This is a genomic window from Pseudoalteromonas sp. BZB3 (assembly GCF_040104455.1).
Taxonomy (GTDB): domain Bacteria; phylum Pseudomonadota; class Gammaproteobacteria; order Enterobacterales; family Alteromonadaceae; genus Pseudoalteromonas.
Window position 1 is genome coordinate 1 of the sequence record NZ_JBECOS010000006.1, and the last position, 20,687, is coordinate 20,687.

Here is a 20,687-nt window from a genome sequence, read left to right on the forward strand (position 1 = left end):
GTGAAAGTAGAACATCGCCAGCAAAGGTTGCCCCGGACAATTAAAGAAACCCGTTGCAGCAATGCAGCGGGTTTTTTGCGTTTAGGGTGCTAAATCGTCCTGCATGGTGATGAGGCAATGCTCGGTGATAAAAAGACGAATTAGCGCAAGGTGAAGTGAGCAACTTTCACAGTAGTTAATCTCTTCACTTTGAAACTATTTTCATAATAGTTAGTTAATACACCCTTAACTCCAGCTAAACTGGCTCATTTCACCTTGCGTAAAAAGAGCGGGTTCACTTCGTTCACTGTCGCTAACCTTTTACACCTTTCTTGCGCAAAGCAAATGTACTCGCCTTGCTCGCTGTCATTAACTTTGCACCATATTTGCACTTTTATTGAATAATAAAATTTAATAACTCGGTCATCTGTGTATGCTTAATTTATATAGTTAGAGGCTGCTATACACTAAGGGTATAAGCACTCAAAAATATGGAATATTTAGATGAAATACAGCAAACTGAAGTTTCTCTTTAGCTTAGCTTTATGCTTTGCCACACACTCTCAGGCATTTGAAGTTATAGTCAAAGATAAAGCCGGCAACCCTTTAACTAATGCCGTTGTGTGGCTTGAAGGTGATTTATATAAACCTAAAGCAGAGCAAGTTTCTGATATGTTTAGTATGGGGCAAAAAGATAGAGCTTTTACGCCACACATTTTGGTTGTGCCAACTGGCGCTAAAATTGAATTTCCTAACTTCGACTCTATCTTGCACCATGTTTATTCCTTTTCGAAGCCAAAGCCATTTGAATTAAAATTATATAAAGAAACGCCTAAATCAGAGATTGTTTTCGAGAATAATGGTGTTGTTGAGTTAGGGTGTAATATTCATGACTGGATGTTAGGCTATATATTGGTTGTCGATTCTGGCTACTACGCGCTGACGGACAAGCAAGGTCGAGCAAATATTGCATTATCTCCCTCCCAAATTGGTAAAGCACAATTACATGTTTGGCATGAACGTTTTGAGAAGCTAGAGGCAAGTGAGCAAGTAGAAGTACAGCTGAGTTCTCATTCTCAAAAAGAAACCTATAAAGTAAAGCAATCTCTTATGGAAGCTTTCGACTTTGCAGTGGATGAAAGTGATGGTTATGAATAAAGTTATTTCTGTACTGCTAGGTTTAAGTTTTTCTTCGGTTACTGTTGCAAGTAATATTCAAACAAAGTTTGAGGGTAAGATCGACGCTAGCTATGACTCGGGCTCTGATTCTGTGAGTTGGTTAGATAAGGGCTGGGGCACAACTCGATTAGGTAAATACGATGATAACTTTTCAATATCTCGTGCAGCTTTTACTGGTCGAGTAGACTTTGCAAATAGTTGGTCTTTCTTTGGTGTGACACAATACGCTCCAGACCCAAAAGCCACTTTAGGCTTTACCGAAGCCTATCTTCAGTATCAACCGATTGCTAAGGGGTATCAAGTATCAGCTAGAATAGGTGCTTTTTATCCAAAAATGTCTCTTGAAAACACGGGGTTTGCTTGGTCTTCACCTTATACATATAACTATTCTGCTTTGAATGCTTGGTTAGGTGAAGAAATTAGAGCTATTGGCACAGAATTAACGATAAAGCGCCCGGCAAGAAGGTTTAGAAGCAAGTACGATGTAAGTTTTCATACAGCTATTTTTAAAGGAAATGATCCTGCAGGAACCTTGATTGCTTGGCGAGGTTTACTTCCTCATGACAGACAAACACATCTTAATGAACGAATTGGTTTTTCACCTCTATATTCATTGCAGAAGCCACAGCTCTCAAAACAGTGGCAGTACTCTGATCCGTTTCATGAAATAGATGGTCGCTTTGGTTTTTATGCTGGCGCGCACTTAGCCTATTTGAAAAAACATAGCCTTAGAGTTTACTGGTATGATAATAATGGTGACCCTGCTGCGATAAATGAAGGAATTGGTCAATATGCTTGGGATACCAGCTTCTTATCAGTAGCTTGGAAAAGTAAGCTTTCCAGTCAAACGAATCTTGTAATGCAAGCAATGTCAGGCTCAACGGCAATGGGCCCAGTTAGAGGTGTTGATAATGATTTTCGTAGCTGGTTCGTTTTATTTAGCCATAAATGGAAAACATATCGATTCTCGGCTCGCTTTGAAAAGTCTGAGGTTGTTGATAAGGATCATTGGGTATTTGACCCAAATGCGAGTGACAACCAAGCGCTTACGTTACACATCAATCGCTCTATAAATGATAATTGGAAGCTTGGTGTGGAGTGGTTATATTCAGATAGTTGGTTAAGTTATCGATATAAAAGCGGATTACCGCTAAATGTTACTGATAAAGTTTGGCGTGTGACGCTAAGTTACCAGTTTTAATTGTAAGGGAAGCACGGAATACTTATCTAATTAAGTATTCCGTGCTTTTTATTAGTCTTTAAATGACTTGTGGCAATCCTTACAGCCTTTAGCCCAATTTCTAAATGCAGGGCCGATTTCTTTTTTATCTCCAGATTGAGCTGCCACAGCAAGTGCCTTAGCATATTTTGCAAATTGTTCTGCCTTCTTGTCAAACGTTGCACGGTCAGACCAAATAGCGGGTAAAGCGCCGGTATCGCCTTTTTGTGAATCTGCAGTAAATGCTTCCCATGGCATACTTGAAAGAGCAGCTGCACTGTCAGCTCGCTGTTGAAAGCGTTTTGCATCAAAAGGAACTTTACCTTTTAGCATGTCACCCATATCGCCAATTTGATAACGAATAAGCTGAAAGGTTGCTTTGCGATATTCAATCGCGTCTTCTGGTTTTTCAAACATAGATTGTGCATTTGCTTGTGAAGACAATGCACCCACTAAAGCTGTTGCTAAAAGAAGAGTCTTTTTCATAATTTGCCCCAAAAAATTAGAATCCATTCTTTTTACGTAAAACAACATAAAAACGCAAGTCGAACATGATGAGTGGTTAAAGATGTTCAAAAATACTGAAAAGTGTAACTATATTAACTTTGTGAACGTTTTGTTTACGTTTATTTACCATTTTATGAGGTTGTTTAAGTTTATGAAATATTGAGGTTTATTGGTTAGTGTTAGTCTCTTTGCTCTACTTGTTGCCGGTTCACCTATAAATGTTTTGCTTGGATTAATGTATTGTTATAGCAATGGAAACATTTTAATAATTGTGTCCACTTATAAAATAAGCAAAATAAGAATGAAGGGTAGTTATGTCTAATCAATTTATCAAAGCTACAGCAGTTGCTTCTGCTGTTTCAGGAGTGTTGTTTGCAGCAAATGCATCAGCAATCGACACAAAAGCTCTACTGGAAGAACGCCATAGAATGATTGCTAATTCAGTTGAATTTACAGCTGAAAAACAAGATGAAGTAGCAGCTTACATGGTTGTATTAAAAGCTGAAAGTGCGTCTGATTTATTAGAGCAAGGCCGATACTCAGTAGCGGCAGCGCAGCAAGCTGCAATTTCGATTGAAGAAGTGCAAGCGCAAGTCTTATCATCACTTTCAAGTTTTGACCCTGGTGCAAAAGTGATTGCCAAAACGAAGATCTTGGCTGCTACCCTGATTGTTGATGCTGATGAAGTTGCTTTAGAGTCGTTAAAAAGTCATCCGTTAGTTGACAGAATTTTACCTGTACCAGATAACGAGCTTCAGGTTGCAGATGTAAATAAGTACATTTCGGCAGACGTCGTTAATAACGAAAAAGGTTTTACAGGTAGTTCACAATCTGTGGCTGTACTAGATACAGGTATTGATTACACTCACAAAATTTTAGGCGGTGAAGGTACGCTTGATGCCTATATAGCAGCTGCTGAAGATCAGAGTTCAGTAACATGGCCGCAAGGGCAAGTTGTTGGTGGTTATGATGCATTCCGTGGCGATGAAGATCCGATCGAAAATGACCCTCGTTTTGATGCAACAACTGGCACGCCAAATGCGACTAACCATGGTACTAATGTAGCGCACTCGGTGACGGGTATTGCACCTGGTGTTGAACTATACGCTTACACTGTGTGTGGTGACAGAACGCAAAACTGTTCAGGTGCAGCACAAATCTTAGCACTTGAAAAAGCAATGGATCCAAATGGTGATGGCAACATTAATGACCGTGTTGATGTAATTAACATGTCACTAGGTGGTGATTATGGTTCAACGCATACGCAAAGTGGCACGCAATACCTAATTCACAAAGCGGTTAAACTAGGCACTAACTTGGTTATTTCTGCTGGTAACGATGCTGATCACCCTTTCATCGTTGGTGGTCCAAGTACAACACCAAATGCGCTTTCGGTTGGTGCAATGACTCACCCAGTTGAGCAGATTGTGACAACTAAAAGTGAAGCGTCGTTAAACGGTAGTGCTGTGGCATTTGGAACAGCATCATTTGGAGAGTCAGGCTCACTTAACTTTTCAAGCGAAGGTAAAGAGTTTATCTACCCTGACGCAAACCAAGAAGCATGTGTTGAATTCGCTGAAGGTACGGACTTTACAGGTAAAGTGGTACTAATAGACCGTGGCAACTGTGGTTTCTCTGACAAAGTACTTAACGCTCAAAAAGCGGGTGCAAGTTTTGTTATCATTGTCAATAACCAGGCTAATGACGGTGCATTCGGTATGGCTGCATCACCAGGTTCGGAAGCGGTTACTATCCGTTCTTTCATGCTGTCACTTGAAGATGGCCAAATCATTAAAGATGCGATTGCAAATGGTAGATCATTTGATCTTAAAGCTGAAATTGTAGAAACAAATATTGCTGGTAATGCGGTTGCAGGTTTCTCATCTCGTGGCCCTTCAATGGATGGTCTATTAAAACCAGAAATTACAGCGCCAGGTTCAGCAATTGTACTTGCAAAACCTGGTTCAGTTGAAAATGACGCAGCCGCAATCGGCACGTCAACAATGAAAAACTCAGGTACTTCATTCTCAGGCCCTATCGTTGCCGGTGCAGTAGCGCTGGTACGTGATGCGCGTCCATACATGAATGCTGAAGAAGTAAAAGCTGTATTAATGAATACCGCTGACCTGAATGTTTATGAAGAAGCGTTAGCACTGAATGAAGAAGCTAAATTAGCGCCAATCAGCCGTATCGGTGCTGGTCTAGTTGATGTGAATAAAGCGATTGAATCTCCTGTGGCTGCGTGGGTACATCATGCAGATTTTGATACCAACCAAGCTGCACTTTCATTTGGTTTACTACAGGTAACTGAAGCGTCAACTTATACAAAATCAGTACAAGTGAAGAACTTCTCTTCAGAGGCGAAAACTTATAGCCTTCGCGCTGAAGCACGTTATGCAGATGATAGTGAAACAGGCGCATTCTCTTGGGATCTTCCTGAAGAAATTACAGTGCCAGCTGGTCAAACAATTTCTTTTGACGCAACTTTGAATATCGACCCTGCTAAGTTAAATGAGTGGACATTCAAAAGCACAACCATGAGAAGAATGTTTGATGAATCTGCAGAAGATTTTGCCGCTCGTCGTGATGCTGAATATCAACAACGACGTGATGCTTTAACTGCGGTTGAGTACGATGGTGCAATCGTATTTAATGACCTTTCATCTAGCGAAGATCATGATTTACATTTAGTATTCCACGCGATGCCTAAAGCAATAGAATCGCTTGAAATGAAGTATGAGTTCGTTGAAGGTGAAAAGCAGCTAGTAGTTTATAACAACGGTACAAAAGACCTAGAGTTAAATGCTGATAACTTAATTGCTTCAGAAGATCCTAACCATTCATTAGAAATGGACATTATCTCTACATCAATGAACGTTTACGGTGGTATTGATAGCTGTCCTGACGGTGGTCGTGTAATCACAGCAACAATGCAATTACGTGATCCTGTTCAGAATTTACGCCAAGGTGATTTTGGTTTCCATTTCGACATCAACAATGATGGTATGGATGACTGGGTATTCTATAACTTCACTGACTCTAACAGCAGAGGCACCGGTGTAACTGGTAGTATGAGAGGTGTTTCAGGGGCAGTAAACCCTGATGGCTCAATCAGCTGGCGTTATTATGTTGATATTCATCATGAAGTTGGTTCAGACACAGTTACTTACTCATCATGTGACTTCCTTGTTGGGTTTGGTGACCAAACTGTTGATGTTAATGGTACGCCAACAGTTGTAAGTCCTGTAGGTCAAAATATTCGCGTAACCGCAACGGTTGGTCCTGACAACGGTTATTATTTAGGCGGTCCATTATTAACAACTGATACTTTAGCTGGCACAGTTACCTATCAATCTTCTCGCGTTTCAATGGAAGATATGGAAGGCGAAGATGTAAGTAAAATCGTTGCCGGTGGCAAGGTAACTATTCAAAGTGATAGCCCATTTGTACTAAGTCGTTCTGATTTACAAAAAGCAGTTGCTGTTGTTGATCAAGCTGTGCTTGATGAGCAAAGCAAAGTAATAGTTCCTGTAATCGATGCGATGTCTTTTGATGTCAGTGAAGATGCGGAAAATGGTACTGTGATTGGCCAACTTTCACTGGTTGAGCAAGAAGGTGCACTAGAGCTATCTGAGTACTTTGTTCGTAGCCAGTCTAACGTAGGTATTAATATCACTAAAGAAGGCGAAATTGTTGTAGCAAATGGCGCATTCTTAGACTATGACCAAGGTATCACTGAGGTAGAGCTGAAAGTTGTTGCTATTGATGTGGCAGGTAATGTTTCAGAAGAAACTGCAATTTACATTAACATTCAAAATGCTGTAGACACAGTCGCTGAGCAAACGCCTATGATTGCAGCAGAACAGATGTTTGAAGTTAACGAAAATGCAGCAATGGATACTGTTGTAGGTCAACTATCTGTAATGGACCAGGATGGCAACCTTGAAAGCTTTGAAGTATCAGGCTCTGATGTTTTTGCTATCGAAGCCGATGGTTCTATTGTAGTCAAAGGCGAAGTTGATTTTGACCAAGCCGCTGAAGTGATGCTGACAGTAATTGCTGTTGATGCTGATGGTAATAAGTCTGAAAGCACAAATGTAAAGATTGTTATCATTGAAGATGAATCTGAAAATGTACCAACAATCGAAGCATTCCAGAAGTTCTCTGTACAAGAGAATGTAAGCGTTGGTTATAAAGTAGGCCAATTACAGTTTACAGATAGCGACAACGACGTTGTAAGATTTGAAGTTTCTGGTACTGGTCTACTTGAGGTAAATGCAGAAGGTAGTATTTTAACGACTTCAGCATTGGACTATGAGTATGATCGCAAAATCACATTTACAGTAACAGCTATTGATGCACGAGGTAATCACTCAGATGCTGAAACGGTTGAAGTTAGAGTAAACAAAGTTGAGCCTGTAGATGTTTCTAATGGCTCAAGTGGTTCACTAGCTTGGTTAGCACTACTAGCAGCACCATTTGCAGCACTTCGTCGCCGTAAGCAGAAGTAATGCAAATAGATTAGCTGCCTGAATCTCAGCTAATGACTAAAAAACCCAGTCTTTAATTTGACTGGGTTTTTTTATTGTATTTTTAAACTCATTAATTCTCTAAACCCGACATAAAGTCGGTGCTACCGAATGTGATTCCATTCAGCGAGAGGGGTTATTTTAGCCAACTCGTTATACCAATCTTCTTAATTAAGCGGTCTATTTTGAGGTAAGAAAAACGAGTCGATAACGAGGCGGAAATTTTGCTATTTAGTTGTTCTAAATAAGAAATTTTCAACAAAGTTAGCGTCAGTTTTAGTCCCTCAAAATGATTGAGTATTATTGAGGATTGGTATTATTGAATATCTTTAAAAATCATTCCTCTGCGCATACTGCGTGTCGCTAAAAATACTTCGGCAAGCAGCGCTAAGAAAGCGCCAATCAATAAAATCATCGCACCAATGAAACAACTAGAAATAGTGACACTCAGCGGCATAGTGTATAGATGCGAGATAAACATCATCATAACCACGGCGCAGACGAGCAGTGCGCTGAGAACACTCATGCTAAAAGCGATGTGAATACAGCGAGAGCGTTTAAGTAATGCACGCATTTCTTGAGTAAGAGAAGATGCTAGAGAGTCGTCTTGGCTGTTATTCAGTTTTCTGTCTAACAGTCTTGCTCTGTCGGTAATACGTGCTAAACGGTTAGATAACACTCCAAGCGTTGCGGCAATACCTGTAATCAAGAAAACCGGCGCAACCGCAGTTTGAATAACTTTAGCAATTGTTAGAATGTGAACTGGATCTTGTGACATATAACCTCTTTATTGAGAGCGTTTCGTGTAAATCAACTATTGGCTATTGACGCTTTTAACTCATTACCAAATGACTTTCTCAATCACATTGGCTTGTTCCCCAATCAATGTTTTCACTACTTTATTTTTTTCATCAAGTAAAATTAAACGTGGAATGCCTTTGTTTGCGTAGTGCTTATAAATGCCGCGCTCTGGATCGGCTACTAGGGCAAAAGGTAACTCAAACTCTTGATTGAACTTAGCCATTGATTCAGTGTTTTCTTCGCGGCCAATACCAATAATTTGTATATCTTGATTGGCAATAAGTGGTGAGGCTTTTAGCTCACGCAACGTACGTATTGAGTCTGAGCACCAAGTTGCAAATAATATAACCAATTTCTTTTTATCGTTTAAGGTGACTGAGTTACCGTTAATATCGGTAAAGCGGGTGTGTTTAAAATCATCACCTTGCACTACATAGGTTTCATATCCCTTAGGGTGAGACTCAATGTTTTGTGTTGCGGCGCAGCCATTTAAGGTCAGCGCAATTGATGCAATTAATACGCTTTTTTTAAAGTATTGGAACATGAGGTTTAAATCCTTGTTGTTATTTTATTATCTGCAACGAGTAAGTAGTTACTCGGTTTTCACGCTTACATTAACCGCTATTTGATAAGATAATGCAACGCTATACGCAATGACATGAACGCTTTATTAAATGTGGATTTATCTTAGTCTGTTTGCCTCGGCATTTTTATCAGCCACGCTATTACCTGGTTCGTCTGAAGTGGTGCTTTCAGGGCTGGTGGTCAAGCAGCAAGGTTTACTCTGGTTACTTTGGCTATCAGCAACTGTGGGTAATGTATTGGGTAGTTGCGTCAATTACTGGCTGGGCTTAAAAATGATGGCGTTTCAAGATAGGCGCTGGTTCCCGATTAATGCGAAGCAAATCGCAAAAGGCCAACAAGTATTTGATAAATACGGCGTGTATAGCTTGCTGTTTGCTTGGCTGCCGATAGTCGGCGATCCACTCACGTTACTGGGTGGTGTTTTTAAAGTTAGGCTTTCACTGTTTGTGTTACTGGTGAGTATCGGTAAAGCGTTGCGCTATGGCTTTATTATTGCGGTTGCATTGGGAATAGAGCGGCTGATATAGCCGCAATCACAAGTAATATTGCAGCTAGCTCTTACGCCAATCTAATGTCAAAGAGACTGAATCTGCAAAGCGCAGCGCATGCGGCTTATCGACACGCACTTTTGCATAAGTGACTGATTCATGTTCGTGACAGATCTCTAAAATGTCAGCAACCAGTTTTTCAAGTAGTAAAAAGTGGCCAGTTTCGACTTGGCTTATTACCGCTTTGGTGATGGTTTTATAGTTAAGTGCATGTTCTACAATATCGCCATTGATACACGCACTATCAGCGGGGTAATGAATTTCAATATTCAGTACCACATCTTGTTTTTTCTCACGCTCTTCTTGGTTAAAACCAATATAAGTGCGCAATCTTAAGTTGGTGATGTTAATAATCGCGTTTTGCATTCACTGCTCCTTAGTTTTTTACTAGCTGTAAAAACTCATTACGAGTTTTGGGGTCGTGCCTAAAGTTACCCAGCATCACCGAAGTACGCATTTTTGAGTTTTGTTTTTCAACGCCGCGCATCATCATACACATGTGTTTTGCTTCAACAATGACGCCGACACCTTTTGCGCCCGTCACTTCTTCAACTGCTTTGGCGATTTGGTGAGTAAGCTGCTCTTGAATTTGAAAGCGTCGCGCGAACATATCAACAATGCGCGCAAACTTAGATAGGCCGAGTACTTTGCCATTAGGGATATATGCGATATGGCACTTACCAACAAAGGGGAGTAAGTGGTGCTCACACATTGAATAAAGCTCGATATCTTGAATCAGCACCATGTCATCAGCATCTGAGCTAAACACGGCATTATTGGTTATCTCATCTAGAGTCTCACGATAGCCTTTGGTTAAAAACTCCATCGCTTTGGCGGCACGTTTTGGGGTGTCTAATAAACCTTCTCGCTCAGGGTTTTCACCTACTGCAGTTAAGATTTCGTGATAACTTTTCTTTAAATCGTCATGCATAATCTATCTCTTTATTTTAAGTGGCGTCCGCCATCAACTGCTAGGGTACGGCCTGTGATGTAGTTACTACTTAATAATAGCTCAACGCTATTGATGATCTCACGGCAGCCTGGCTCTATGCCCATCAGGGATTTTTTCAATGTTTTTACTTTATACGCGTCGTCATCATGATCGTTGAAAATGATCAAACTCGGCGCGATTGAATTTACTTTAATACTCGGTGCAAACTTCGCCGAGATAGACTTAGTTAAGTTGTCTAAAGCCGCTTTGCTTGCTGCATAGGCAATATGTTTCGGGCTGCCTGTCTCAACGACGTAATCGGTTAGGTGAATAATATCGGTAATGTCATCAGTGTTTTGTAACAGCGGGTTCAGTGCCATGTTCAATAAGTAAGGGACTTTTGCATGAATGTGCATCATGCGGTCAAATAAGTTGGCATAGTCGTCACAACTGGCCTCACAATCCCAGCTTGATGCGTTGTGGATCACTGCACGAAGGCTGGGCGTGATTGAGGTTACTTGATTGACCAACTCGGTGACGGCATCGGGCTTATCAAAATCGCATTGAATACAAGTAACACCCTGGGCTTCGAGTTCATTAATACATGCGTGACGGGTGCGATAAGTCATTATTATGGGCTGAGCTTGAGCAACAAAGTGTTCTGTGAGTGCTAAGCCAATGCGCTGTGCGCCGCCGGTAATCAGTATGGGTGCTGTCATGTAAGATCTATCTATGTTGTTAAACTTTTTCTATTTAACCAGTGTATACGCTTTTTTTATTTTTATCGATCAAGCGCTTGCAGGAGCATAGAAGAACGCTCCTAAAAATGTGAACTTAAAATACACAACTTGGGTATAATTGACAGCGTTGTCTACGGGGGTCGGATGTTAGCAAGAGTTACGCAAAAGTCAGTTTGGCCGTTTTGGTTTACTGCCGGAGTTTATGCCACCTTGTTATTGTTACAAGGCGCAAAGCCTGCGCTCATGCAGGTTTATCAAGAACTTGAGATTGCTTTAACCATGGCGTTGGGGTCTTTTGTGGCAGGTGGTACAGCCTTGGGAGGTGGTGCGGTGGCGTTTCCGATCATGACCAAGGTACTTGATATCGAACCGGCCACAGCCAAGGTGTTTTCTTTAGCGATACAAAGTTTTGGCATGACCGCGGCGAGCTTAACTATTATCTGTCGCGGTATTCCTTATTACCGCAATGTGTTGCTGCTTGCACTGCCAATGGCGTCATTGGGTGTGATTTTAAGTTTATTGTATGTTGCCCCTGTTGTGCCTAGGTTGTGGGTTAAGTCGGTATTTAGTGTGTTGCTGCTGTGCTTTGCCGTGACCATGCTGGTTAGGTGGTGGCGCAAAGCCCACCATGAACAAAGTATTGATGACATTCAGCCACATCCACAGCGCTTAATGCTGGTGGCTTTTATTGGCGGACTAGCCAGTGGCTTGGTGGGCTCAGGGGCCGATATTGCATTATTTGCGTTGTTATTACTTTGCTACAAAGCTGATGTGAAAAAAGCGACCGCATCGTCGGTATTAGTGATGGCGTTCACCTCAGTGATCGGCAGTCTTATTAATGTGCTTTATTTACAGCAGCTCACACCAGAAATTCATAGCTACTTACTTGCTGCTATTCCTGTGGTGGTAATTGGCGCGCCACTTGGGGCATATATATGTGCGAAAGTAAAAGTGGGTTATGTGGTAATGTTTTTGCTGAGTTTAATTGTGCTCGAGGCGGGTATGACAGGTTATGAGCTAGTTAGCTCATAACCCAGTTCTCTTTATTGCTTATACTTCGTCGTAAACCGTAGGAATAGGTTGGCGTTTATGTTGCGTGCGTAGGTAAATCGCAATCAGCTTGTCAGCCACTTCAGCGTCTACGTCTTTACCTTCCAAGAAGTCATCAATTTGCTCGTAGCTTAAACCTAACGCATCTTCGTCTTTTAGACCTGGCTTATCACATTCAAGATCGGCTGTCGGTGCTTTTTCTACTAAAGCCGCTGGTGCGCCAAGCTTGCTAGCTAATGCGCGAACTTGGCGTTTAGATAGGCCAAATAAAGGCGCAAGATCACAGGCACCGTCACCAAACTTTGTATAGAAGCCTGTGATGTTTTCAGCGCTGTGATCAGTCCCAACCACTAAACCTTGCGTAAGACCGGCAATCTCATATTGCGCAACCATACGCTGACGAGCTTTCACATTACCTTTTACAAAGTCCACATGGCTGTCACTAGGTAAAGCGGTATCGCTATCAGACATGGCCAGTAGGGCTTGAGCATGCAGTGCATCTGCCGCACCTTTAATATTCACAGTTAGACGTTTGCTCGGCTTGATAAACCCAAGAGCTAATTGCGCTTCGTCTTCATCCGCTTGCACGCCATAAGGTAAGCGCATCGCAATAAACTGATACTCAGTGGTGTTTAACTCGTTATTAAGTTCGTCAACGGCAAGCTGACATAAGCGGCCACAAGTTGAAGAATCTACGCCACCACTAATACCCAATACCAGTGACTTACAATGTGCACTGACAAGACGTTGTTTTATGAAGTTAACACGACGGGTGATCTCAAAGTCGACGTCGATATTAGGCTGAACGCGCATTTCGGCTAAAATGGCTTGGCGCATGATGATTCCTCTGTGAGTTCTGATTTATTGAGTGCAAGCTCTATTATGTTGTGATATTTGCTGAATTTAAAGGGCTATTTGTTACATTTAAAGTCCTAAATGCTGTTTTATCTTGGCTAATTCTTGCTTAAGTTGCTGCACTTCTTCTAATAAGCTGTTTAAGTCTGACTCAGCCAATGGCTCAGCGCCAGCACTTACAAGTTCTGCTTCTGTGCTCGATATAAACAGGTGTTGATAACGGCTTTCGCGTTTGCCCGGTTGCCTTGGCAGTTGCTGTGTAAGGCTTTGCTGCTGGAGATCTTGTAATACTTGTTCCACTTCACTGACTTGAGCAAAGTTAGCTAGGCGGTTAGTGCGACTGCGAAGCTCACCAGGTGTTTGTGGGCCACGTAATAACAATACACACACTATCGCAAGTTGTTGTTCGCTAAACTGTAAGTCGCCGAATTCGGTATTGCAGAAACGATGGCGATATTTATCGACTCGACCCGAAACTGCTTCATCTCGAACCACAATTCTTTTAGCAATTAAACCATCAACGGCATCTAAGACTTCTGCTTCGCTTAACTCTAAGACAGGCTCGCGATTCGATTTTTGATTGCAACCCGTTGTAAGAGAATTTAAGGATAGAGGGTATTGGTCAGGGGTGGTGATTTCTTTTTCTAGCAACACACCAATAATACGTTGTTCAATTTGATTTAGTTCCATCGCCAAGCTCCTTAATTAGGCTATTTCTCAAATGTATGTTAAGGCAAATTAATATACCAGCAATACCAAGCTTCAATAATACTTAATCATTTTTTAGGTACTAAAACTGACGCTAGCTTCGTTAAAAATTTCTTATTTAGAACAACTAAATAGCAAAATTTTAGCCTCGCTATCAACAATTTTATTTGCCTCAAAATAGATCACTTAATTAAGAGGATTGGTATAAGAATAGATAAAGAGTTGATTTAGTTGGCTATCAGAGAGGGACAAGATTGAAAAGCTGGGTATAACATGAACATAATGCAGTTTCGCTGACACAATAGCGTCACTTATTTATGGCTAGTATAAAAATAATAAAGCACAAGGAGACACCGCAATGTTAAGTTGGCTCAAGAGAGGGTTATCTGGGTTGTTGATCCTCATTTTAATTCTTACCGCAGGCTTATATGGCTTGTTATCGCTCAGCCTACCGGCATTAGACGGTAAAGGCACTTCTGATGCCGTTTCAAAGCCCGTTACACTGGCAAGAGACACGTTAGGGCAAGCGGTGATCACCGCGAAAACCCGGCAAGATGCCGCTTATGCGTTGGGTTTTGCTCATGGCCAAGACCGCTTCTTCCAAATGGATCTATTACGCCGCAACGCTGCGGGAGAGTTAAGTGAATTATTTGGTAAAGGTGCGCTCGAGCTCGATAAAAAAATGCGTTTTCATCAGTTGCGTGCTCGCAGCCAAGAAATTCTTAAATTATTACCCGAAACCGATAAGCAACTACTGGCAATTTACACGCAAGGGGTTAATGAAGGTAGGAGTCAGGCAGGCATAGCTAGCTTTGAATACCTATTAAGTGGTGCACAGGTAAAACCTTGGTTGAGCGAAGATAGCTTACTGGTGATCTTTAGCATGTATCTCGATTTACAAGCGGGCACCTATTTTAGAGATGAAGCGTTAATTCATTTAGATAAGCTGTACGGTGAGCAAATGCGCTCGTTTATTTTACAACCAAGCCAATATCAAGCGGCACTCGATGGCTCAAAGCTGCCAGAAGGGCGCGTTGCCATTCCAGAGCCAATCAGTCGTGAAGCAATATCACAAGTAACCCATATCAAAGAGCAAGACCACTACGGCAGCAACAACTGGGCGGTAACAGGTGCATTAACCAAAACCGGAAAAGCCATGCTGTCAGATGACATGCACTTGGGTTTGAATGTGCCATCAATTTGGTATCGTGCACAATTAAATTACCGCCACCAAGGCGAAAAATACCAAGTGACAGGAGTAACGTTACCGGGCACGCCAGCGGTTGTTGTCGGTAGTAATGATCATATTGCATGGGGCTTCACTAACGGTTATTTAGATACCGCGGATTGGATAGCCCTAACAGCGCAAGACAAAACATGGCAAGTAAACGAGCGTATTGCATTACCAAACGGTGAGCATGCGGTGTATGAGCTGACCATGTCTAATTACGGCCCAGTAAAAGAAATTCAAGGTGAGCAATATGCATTAAGCTGGGTGGCACACCAGTCTTATGCAGTAAACCTAGAGTTACTTAGGTTTGAACGCACGAAATCAGTTGAAGAAGCCGTCGCACTGGCGCCGCATGTGGGTATTCCAGTGCAAAATTTAATGGTGGTAGACGACCAAGGTAATGCTGCATGGAAACCTATGGGGGCTGTGCCAGCGCGCACTAATCCGGCAGACATTGCACAATCCAGTGAGCACTACGCCAAGCTTTGGCAATTTAATGAAGTGCAGCGTCCACAAGTGGTGAATCCGCAAAGCGGTAAACTTTGGACGGGTAATTCTCGTGTGGTCTCGGCTGTTGCTCATCAGCGCTTTGGTGATGGCGGTTATGCTTTGGGTGCGCGTTCAGCACAGATCAGAGATCGATTATTAGAGAAGTCACAATTTAGCGAAAAAGATTTTTATGCCATTCAGCTCGATAACGAAGCCCGTTTCTTAACGTCATGGCATAAGCAATTATCGTCGCTATTACGACAAGACACCGAAACCCAGTTTAAGTATCAAATCGACTTAAGCTGGCTAGATGATTGGCAGCAGTGCGCTTGCGCAGATTCAGTGGGCTACACCTTAGTGCGCTATTATCGCGATAGCCTCATTGATACTGTGTTTGTGTCGGTTGAGCGTAACATGAAAAAGTCAGGTAGCAGTTTAAGCGCATTGAAAAATTATTTAGAGCCAGCGCTTTGGCAATTGAGTAATGCCCAACCTGAGTCTTGGTTGCATGGCCATGATAACTGGCAAGCGCTGCAATTGGCAGCATACGAACAAGCTAAACAAAAGTTAGCAGCAGAGTTTGGGCCAAATATGGCGGCATGGACATGGGGTGAAGTGAATGCATTACAAATTCAACATCCGTTTAGCAAGCAACTGCCGATATTGAGTCACTTCTTAAATATGCCCAAGTACGATGGTTTTGGTGATAGCTATATGCCAGCGGTCCAGAGACCTGAATTTGGTGCGTCACAGCGCTTTATTGTGCAACCCGGTGAGTTAGAAAAAGCTATTATGACCGTGGCTGGTGGACAAAGTGGTCACCCACTTTCACCTTTCTATCGCAGTGGCTTTGAAGAGTATGCACAAGGCGATAATACGCCGTTATTGCCACAAGTTTTAACCCACGAAATCACGTTCACACCACAGCCATAAACAGTGAGGGGTTATATTTTTATCTCTTTATTGTGTTATAAATAGGCACAGTACTGGACGAAAATTAAAAAAGGTGAAGCATGGAACACAATAACTTACCTGACATCAGCACAAACTTTTTTAAGAAAAAGGGCTTGTTTGGTGGTGCAGCGGCGGCAATCGGTTTGCTGATTGTTGCTAATGGTGCGTTTTATACCGTTGACGAAGGGCATGTGGGTATTATCAAACGCTTTGGTGAAGCGACCGAGCAAGTTAACCCGGGTCTGCACACTAAGGTACCTATTGTCGATAGTGTTGAGATGTTGGAGATCCGTACACGCAAAAATGTCGAGAAATTACGCGCCGCGACTCATGAACAAATGCCTGTAACCGCAGAGGTATCAATTAACTGGACGGTGATCCGTGCTGAAGCGTTCGACTTATTTAAAAGTTATGGTGGTTTAACGCAATTTGAGAACCGTATTCTCGACCCTAAACTTCGCTCAGCAACGAAAGATGCTTTGGCACGATATAAAGCCGAAGAGCTTATCCAAAATCGCTCTCAGGTCATTGCTCGTATCGAAGAGTTACTACTGGAAGAAATGAAAGACTATCCGGTGAAATTAGACTCGGCGCAAATTGAAAACTTAGAGCTTCCGCAAAAATACATTCAATCTATCGAAACCAAGCAGACAGAAAAGAACCTTGCGGCTGCAGAAAAGCACCGTTTAGAACGCCAAAAATTAGAAGCGCAGCGTGAAGTGAATACGGCTCTGGCACAACGTGATGCGGCCAAAGCGAAAGCGGACGGCCAAGCATACGCAATTAAAGTAGAAGCCCAAGCCGAAGCTGAAGCCATTAAATTAAAAGGTTTAGCAGAAGCTGAGGCAATACTGAAAAAGGCAGAAGCGATTAAGAATAACGCAACCCTAGTTGACTATATGCGTGCTCAGCAATGGAATGGCCAAATGCCAACAACCATGATGGGCGAAGGGCAAAGCGTGCTTTGGAATATGAATAAGAAGAACTAACTCTTTTTGTGTATTAACAAAGTAAAAGGCTCATCATGGATGAGCCTTTTTACGTTTATCAATAAAAGTTTGGTTAGGTCATCATCACTAATATGGCCGCGACAGCGATTAAGCCTAGCCCTAGACCATCGCGTTTTTTCACTGGTTCTTTTAACCAGAAAATCGACAGCAAGATGGTAAAGAACACTTCAACTTGCCCAAGGGTTTTCACATAAGCAACGTGTTGTAAGCTCATGGCACTAAACCAACCAATTGAGCCAATACAGCTAGTAAAACTGATCGCACAAGTCAGCGGTTTGTGGCTCAGTAAAGTGCGCCAAGTGTGTGACTCTTTAATGCTGATATACGCCGACAACATAATAGTTTGGGTGAGTAATACAAAGAGTAATACCCAAGCGGCACTGTGTGGAAAAGGCAACCCTGATGCGATACTCGCTTCTCGCACCCAAAGAGAAGTAAGCGCAAATGCAGTGCCTGAGGCTAAGCCAATGAGTGCCGTTTTTGGATTGAGATTTTTTAAGGTAAAACCGCTCAGAAGAAGCACTGCTAGACCACCGATTGCAACCCCCAACCAGCCTAATAACGATAACGTCGAGCCAAAGAACAACATGCCCAAAATGGCGGCGACTAAGGCCTCACTTTTGGCAAGCCCTGCGCCGACGGCGTAATTATTTTGTTTAAAGAGCACTACCATGAGCGCAGTGGCGGCAATTTGCATAACACTGGCTGCAAAAACGTAAAATAAAAAGCTGCTATTAGGTGATAGAACCTCAGCAGGTTGCCATTGGTAAAGGCCAAACAAATAGAGTGCCGCAAGTGGGCTGGCAAGTAAAAATCGGGCGAGAGTGACTCCTGCAATACTCGCGTGATTACTTAGTTTACTTTGAAGGGCATTGCGCCATGCTTGTGAAAAGGCGGCTAACAGTGTGAAAGCGATCCAGGTCATAGGATACCAATTTGTTATTGTTAAATAATTTATCTAGTGAGCTAGCCTGCCCACTCACGTCGTCTAAAACTGCTCATACTCGACAACATTATATTGAAATACTCTTTTTGTCTTGCAAGTATATGAGTGGTATGAATATTTATCATAATCATTGATCACGAATTGCTGGTTTTAGGCATTTATTTTTATTATCTAAAGCATCATCTGAAAATATAAAGCTTAGAAAGGGCAAAATTTAATAGAGGCTTTTGAAGCTACAATGGCAACCACCTAAGCTGCGACAATCTGTCGCAGTGTGTTTTTTATTTTTGTGCGTATACTCGATATCAGATGCTACAAAATAATTCGCCACCTGCTTTTTAGGTGGCTTTTTTTTGTCTGCAGTTTTGTGTTAGCGTATTGAATATATTCAAAATGGATAATTTAAATGACCACGCTACTGATTTGCGCTTTTATCGCCATGTTACTGCCTTATTTAGCAAAAGCGCCTGTTGTTATCGAGATGAATCGATTAGGCGGTTACGATAATCGACACCCAAGAGCACAACAAACGCAGCTTACCGGCTTTGGAGCTCGTGCTTTAGCTGCCCATCAAAATAGCTTTGAAGCATTAACGGTATTTGCCGTCGCATTAGCAGTGGTGTTGGGCACGAATACCATAAACGAGACCACACAAACTTTGGCTGTCATCCACATTATTGCCCGTGTTGCCTATTGCATCTGTTATTACCTTGACTGGCATATTGCTCGTTCATCAGTATGGCTAGTGGGGTTAGTCAGTGCCTTGGCAATGGTCGTGGTGTGCTTTTGAAAAACACTAGAGTAACTCATCTAGGGTGATAGCTAGGTAATTGTTTTCGCTGACTTCATTTGGGCTTAACACATAGTTGGCAATGCGTACTCGATATAAATCAATCACTTTATAACCACAATATTTGGCCATTTTCCTGATCTGTCGATTTAGCCCTTGCTTGAGAATGATTTTAAAGTGACAATCACCCACCAGAGAAACCTCACAGGGCAGAGTGATTTGACCATCAACAGGCACGCCCGCTGCCATTTTTGTACAGAAATCGGCATCAAGGGGCTTATCGACTTCGACTAGGTATTCTTTCTCTTGATGATGATCTGGATGGATTAACTGGTGGCATAATTTGCCATCGTTTGTCAGTAATAACAAACCTCTAGAGTCTTTATCTAAGCGGCCAATTGGGTAAACACGCTCACCTTGCGGTAAGAGATGAATAAGGCTGCTTGGGTCATCAAGCTTTAGCTTACAGTCTATCCCAACAGGTTTATGGTAAGCGTAGAGCACTTTTTTGGCAGGGCCTTCAAGCTTCACGCCCTTCACAATAACCTCATCAAGTTCATCAACGTGATCGATGTGGTTTGCTGGTCGACCATTCACCGTCACTTCACCTAAATCAATTAAACGGGAAGCCTGACGACGGGAGCAAACTCCCGCATGGCCAATATATTTTGCAAGGCGTGTTTTAGGCATTAGTTACTCATAAAGTGACAAAAAAGGTTTTTGTAAATAAACTGGCTGTGAGCAAAAAGGAAGGTTATGAAAAAAGCAATTTTTACCCTCGCCATTGGCGACAACCCTATGTATCAAGCCGCTATTTTAAGTTTCCAGCACTATGCCGACAAGGTTGGGGCCGATCTTATTATTTCTGATAGCTTGCACTATCCAATAAATATTGAAAATCCGAAGCACAGTGCTAGTCCTGCATGGGCTGAAAAGCTACGTATTGGCGAGTTATTAAAAGAGTACGATCGCGTTTTATATGTTGATGCTGATATTCTAATTACACCAAATGCTCGAAATATTTTCACAGAATACGAGGGTCCTGACTGTATTTATATGTTGAATGAAGGCGCGCACAGCGATCGTTCATTAGAAAAAAGCTTAATTGAGCAACAGTTAGGCGAAGTTGATTGGCCAATAGTCAATGGTCAGCCAGATTATTACAATGTCGGCGTGATGTTATTGTCTCAGCCCCATGAGCTCTTTTCATATTGTGACTTACCCCTTTTACAATCTGTGTGTAATCACATTCGGTTTTACGAACAAACCGTGTTTAATTACCAAATCTTTAAGCAGCAGTTAAAACACACAGCAATCAGTGCTTCATTTAATCGTATGGATATGTTTGGGGAAGAAGGTTATTTAGACGCTGACTTTATTCATTTTGCGGGCAAGGGATATGCAAAGAATAATCGCCGACGTGACGTACAATTTTTGAAAGACTTTGCACAGTTGTATGCGGGGATTGTTAGCGAGGAAGACATTAAGCGGCTAAAAGCGCAGGCATGGCAGCAGTACTTAAATAAGATTTATAAGAAGTATCCACTACCAAACTTTTTATTAAAGCTGCTTTGCGAGCGTAACGTCCCGCACTAGTCAACGCGACTTTGTACTCTTGTATTAATCAACAGAGCAG

General features: G+C 42.0%; 19 protein-coding genes. 9 read left to right on the forward strand and 10 right to left on the reverse strand.

Annotated elements, in window-relative coordinates:
• Positions 1-483 precede the first annotated feature (483 nt).
• Together ABMY35_RS05200 and ABMY35_RS05205 are read left to right on the forward strand one after the other, a co-directional pair.
• Positions 484-1,137, forward strand: coding sequence for a methylamine utilization protein (locus ABMY35_RS05200; RefSeq protein ID WP_349285310.1), 654 nt, complete (start codon positions 484-486; stop codon positions 1,135-1,137).
• A complete protein-coding gene (locus tag ABMY35_RS05205) occupies positions 1,130-2,359 on the forward strand; it encodes a hypothetical protein (RefSeq protein WP_349285311.1) in 1,230 nt (409 codons plus the stop codon). The genes ABMY35_RS05200 and ABMY35_RS05205 overlap by 8 nt, the downstream gene beginning before the upstream one ends.
• A 51-nt stretch (positions 2,360-2,410) precedes the next feature.
• On the opposite strand, the gene ABMY35_RS05210 is transcribed toward ABMY35_RS05205, so the two are convergent.
• On the reverse strand, positions 2,411-2,863 hold the full coding sequence (locus ABMY35_RS05210) for a cytochrome c (RefSeq protein ID WP_349285312.1): 453 nt from the start codon (positions 2,861-2,863) through the stop codon (positions 2,411-2,413).
• A gap of 335 nt (positions 2,864-3,198) precedes the next feature.
• Between ABMY35_RS05210 and ABMY35_RS05215 the strand changes: the two genes are divergently transcribed.
• Positions 3,199-7,395 carry a S8 family serine peptidase gene (locus tag ABMY35_RS05215; protein ID WP_349285313.1) on the forward strand — a complete coding sequence of 1,399 codons (4,197 nt, stop codon included), beginning with the start codon at positions 3,199-3,201 and terminating at the stop codon, positions 7,393-7,395.
• A 334-nt stretch (positions 7,396-7,729) separates the two neighbouring features.
• On the opposite strand, the gene ABMY35_RS05220 is transcribed toward ABMY35_RS05215, so the two are convergent.
• Both ABMY35_RS05220 and ABMY35_RS05225 read right to left on the reverse strand, forming a co-directional pair.
• The gene (locus ABMY35_RS05220; RefSeq protein WP_138484268.1) at positions 7,730-8,191 is read right to left on the reverse strand and encodes a DUF2721 domain-containing protein; all 462 of its coding nucleotides are present in this window, start codon (positions 8,189-8,191) and stop codon (positions 7,730-7,732) included.
• Positions 8,192-8,254: 63 nt separating this feature from the next.
• A complete protein-coding gene (locus ABMY35_RS05225) occupies positions 8,255-8,758 on the reverse strand; it encodes a TlpA disulfide reductase family protein (protein ID WP_349285314.1) in 504 nt (167 codons plus the stop codon).
• A 130-nt stretch (positions 8,759-8,888) separates the two neighbouring features.
• Here ABMY35_RS05225 and ABMY35_RS05230 point away from each other — a divergent pair, with 130 nt between their 5' ends.
• Complete coding sequence (locus ABMY35_RS05230) at positions 8,889-9,326, forward strand: YqaA family protein (protein ID WP_349285315.1); 438 nt, start codon at positions 8,889-8,891, stop codon at positions 9,324-9,326.
• A gap of 24 nt (positions 9,327-9,350) precedes the next feature.
• Here ABMY35_RS05230 and folX read toward each other — a convergent pair whose 3' ends face one another.
• Genes folX through folM form a run of 3 tightly spaced genes read right to left on the reverse strand, consistent with a single transcriptional unit; the run spans position 9,351 to position 10,997 of the window.
• Positions 9,351-9,713 (reverse strand): dihydroneopterin triphosphate 2'-epimerase, encoded by a 363-nt coding sequence (gene folX, locus ABMY35_RS05235; protein ID WP_349285316.1) that lies wholly within the window; start codon positions 9,711-9,713, stop codon positions 9,351-9,353.
• Positions 9,714-9,723: 10 nt separating this feature from the next.
• Positions 9,724-10,278, reverse strand: coding sequence for a GTP cyclohydrolase I FolE (gene folE / locus ABMY35_RS05240; protein ID WP_058028330.1), 555 nt, complete (start codon positions 10,276-10,278; stop codon positions 9,724-9,726).
• Positions 10,279-10,289: 11 nt separating this feature from the next.
• Complete coding sequence (gene folM / locus ABMY35_RS05245; protein ID WP_349285317.1) at positions 10,290-10,997, reverse strand: dihydromonapterin reductase; 708 nt, start codon at positions 10,995-10,997, stop codon at positions 10,290-10,292.
• 165 nt (positions 10,998-11,162) lie between these two features.
• Here folM and ABMY35_RS05250 point away from each other — a divergent pair, with 165 nt between their 5' ends.
• Positions 11,163-12,050, forward strand: a complete 888-nt coding sequence (locus ABMY35_RS05250) for a sulfite exporter TauE/SafE family protein (RefSeq protein ID WP_349285318.1) — start codon at positions 11,163-11,165, stop codon at positions 12,048-12,050.
• Between the two features lie 18 nt (positions 12,051-12,068).
• Here ABMY35_RS05250 and nadE read toward each other — a convergent pair whose 3' ends face one another.
• Positions 12,069-12,905, reverse strand: coding sequence for an ammonia-dependent NAD(+) synthetase (gene nadE / locus ABMY35_RS05255; RefSeq protein ID WP_138568824.1), 837 nt, complete (start codon positions 12,903-12,905; stop codon positions 12,069-12,071).
• 87 nt (positions 12,906-12,992) lie between these two features.
• A complete protein-coding gene (locus tag ABMY35_RS05260) occupies positions 12,993-13,613 on the reverse strand; it encodes a YceH family protein (protein WP_349285319.1) in 621 nt (206 codons plus the stop codon).
• Positions 13,614-13,989: 376 nt separating this feature from the next.
• On the opposite strand from ABMY35_RS05260, the gene ABMY35_RS05265 reads away from it, so the two are divergent.
• Both ABMY35_RS05265 and ABMY35_RS05270 read left to right on the forward strand, forming a co-directional pair.
• Positions 13,990-16,284 (forward strand): penicillin acylase family protein, encoded by a 2,295-nt coding sequence (locus tag ABMY35_RS05265; RefSeq protein WP_349285320.1) that lies wholly within the window; start codon positions 13,990-13,992, stop codon positions 16,282-16,284.
• An 80-nt stretch (positions 16,285-16,364) separates the two neighbouring features.
• Positions 16,365-17,294, forward strand: coding sequence for an SPFH domain-containing protein (locus tag ABMY35_RS05270; RefSeq protein ID WP_349285321.1), 930 nt, complete (start codon positions 16,365-16,367; stop codon positions 17,292-17,294).
• A gap of 73 nt (positions 17,295-17,367) precedes the next feature.
• On the opposite strand, the gene ABMY35_RS05275 is transcribed toward ABMY35_RS05270, so the two are convergent.
• Positions 17,368-18,240, reverse strand: a complete 873-nt coding sequence (locus ABMY35_RS05275) for a DMT family transporter (protein ID WP_349285322.1) — start codon at positions 18,238-18,240, stop codon at positions 17,368-17,370.
• A gap of 427 nt (positions 18,241-18,667) precedes the next feature.
• Between ABMY35_RS05275 and ABMY35_RS05280 the strand changes: the two genes are divergently transcribed.
• A complete protein-coding gene (locus tag ABMY35_RS05280) occupies positions 18,668-19,051 on the forward strand; it encodes an MAPEG family protein (protein ID WP_349285323.1) in 384 nt (127 codons plus the stop codon).
• Positions 19,052-19,057: 6 nt separating this feature from the next.
• Here ABMY35_RS05280 and ABMY35_RS05285 read toward each other — a convergent pair whose 3' ends face one another.
• On the reverse strand, positions 19,058-19,741 hold the full coding sequence (locus ABMY35_RS05285; protein ID WP_349285324.1) for a pseudouridine synthase: 684 nt from the start codon (positions 19,739-19,741) through the stop codon (positions 19,058-19,060).
• Positions 19,742-19,807: 66 nt separating this feature from the next.
• On the opposite strand from ABMY35_RS05285, the gene ABMY35_RS05290 reads away from it, so the two are divergent.
• Positions 19,808-20,647, forward strand: coding sequence for a glycosyltransferase family 8 protein (locus tag ABMY35_RS05290; protein WP_349285325.1), 840 nt, complete (start codon positions 19,808-19,810; stop codon positions 20,645-20,647).
• Positions 20,648-20,687: the final 40 nt, after the last annotated feature.

Coding starts and splice junctions, on each gene's coding strand:
- ABMY35_RS05230 (WP_349285315.1), top strand. CDS start 8,889: ATGTGGATTTATCTTAGTCTGTTTGCCTCGGCATTTTTATCAGCCACG.
- ABMY35_RS05285 (WP_349285324.1), bottom strand. CDS start 19,741: ATGCCTAAAACACGCCTTGCAAAATATATTGGCCATGCGGGAGTTTGC.
- ABMY35_RS05270 (WP_349285321.1), top strand. CDS start 16,365: ATGGAACACAATAACTTACCTGACATCAGCACAAACTTTTTTAAGAAA.
- ABMY35_RS05265 (WP_349285320.1), top strand. CDS start 13,990: ATGTTAAGTTGGCTCAAGAGAGGGTTATCTGGGTTGTTGATCCTCATT.
- ABMY35_RS05215 (WP_349285313.1), top strand. CDS start 3,199: ATGTCTAATCAATTTATCAAAGCTACAGCAGTTGCTTCTGCTGTTTCA.
- folM (WP_349285317.1), bottom strand. CDS start 10,997: ATGACAGCACCCATACTGATTACCGGCGGCGCACAGCGCATTGGCTTA.
- ABMY35_RS05290 (WP_349285325.1), top strand. CDS start 19,808: ATGAAAAAAGCAATTTTTACCCTCGCCATTGGCGACAACCCTATGTAT.
- ABMY35_RS05220 (WP_138484268.1), bottom strand. CDS start 8,191: ATGTCACAAGATCCAGTTCACATTCTAACAATTGCTAAAGTTATTCAA.
- ABMY35_RS05210 (WP_349285312.1), bottom strand. CDS start 2,863: ATGAAAAAGACTCTTCTTTTAGCAACAGCTTTAGTGGGTGCATTGTCT.
- ABMY35_RS05225 (WP_349285314.1), bottom strand. CDS start 8,758: ATGTTCCAATACTTTAAAAAAAGCGTATTAATTGCATCAATTGCGCTG.
- folX (WP_349285316.1), bottom strand. CDS start 9,713: ATGCAAAACGCGATTATTAACATCACCAACTTAAGATTGCGCACTTAT.
- ABMY35_RS05260 (WP_349285319.1), bottom strand. CDS start 13,613: ATGGAACTAAATCAAATTGAACAACGTATTATTGGTGTGTTGCTAGAA.
- ABMY35_RS05280 (WP_349285323.1), top strand. CDS start 18,668: ATGACCACGCTACTGATTTGCGCTTTTATCGCCATGTTACTGCCTTAT.
- ABMY35_RS05205 (WP_349285311.1), top strand. CDS start 1,130: ATGAATAAAGTTATTTCTGTACTGCTAGGTTTAAGTTTTTCTTCGGTT.
- ABMY35_RS05275 (WP_349285322.1), bottom strand. CDS start 18,240: ATGACCTGGATCGCTTTCACACTGTTAGCCGCCTTTTCACAAGCATGG.
- ABMY35_RS05250 (WP_349285318.1), top strand. CDS start 11,163: ATGTTAGCAAGAGTTACGCAAAAGTCAGTTTGGCCGTTTTGGTTTACT.
- folE (WP_058028330.1), bottom strand. CDS start 10,278: ATGCATGACGATTTAAAGAAAAGTTATCACGAAATCTTAACTGCAGTA.
- ABMY35_RS05200 (WP_349285310.1), top strand. CDS start 484: ATGAAATACAGCAAACTGAAGTTTCTCTTTAGCTTAGCTTTATGCTTT.
- nadE (WP_138568824.1), bottom strand. CDS start 12,905: ATGCGCCAAGCCATTTTAGCCGAAATGCGCGTTCAGCCTAATATCGAC.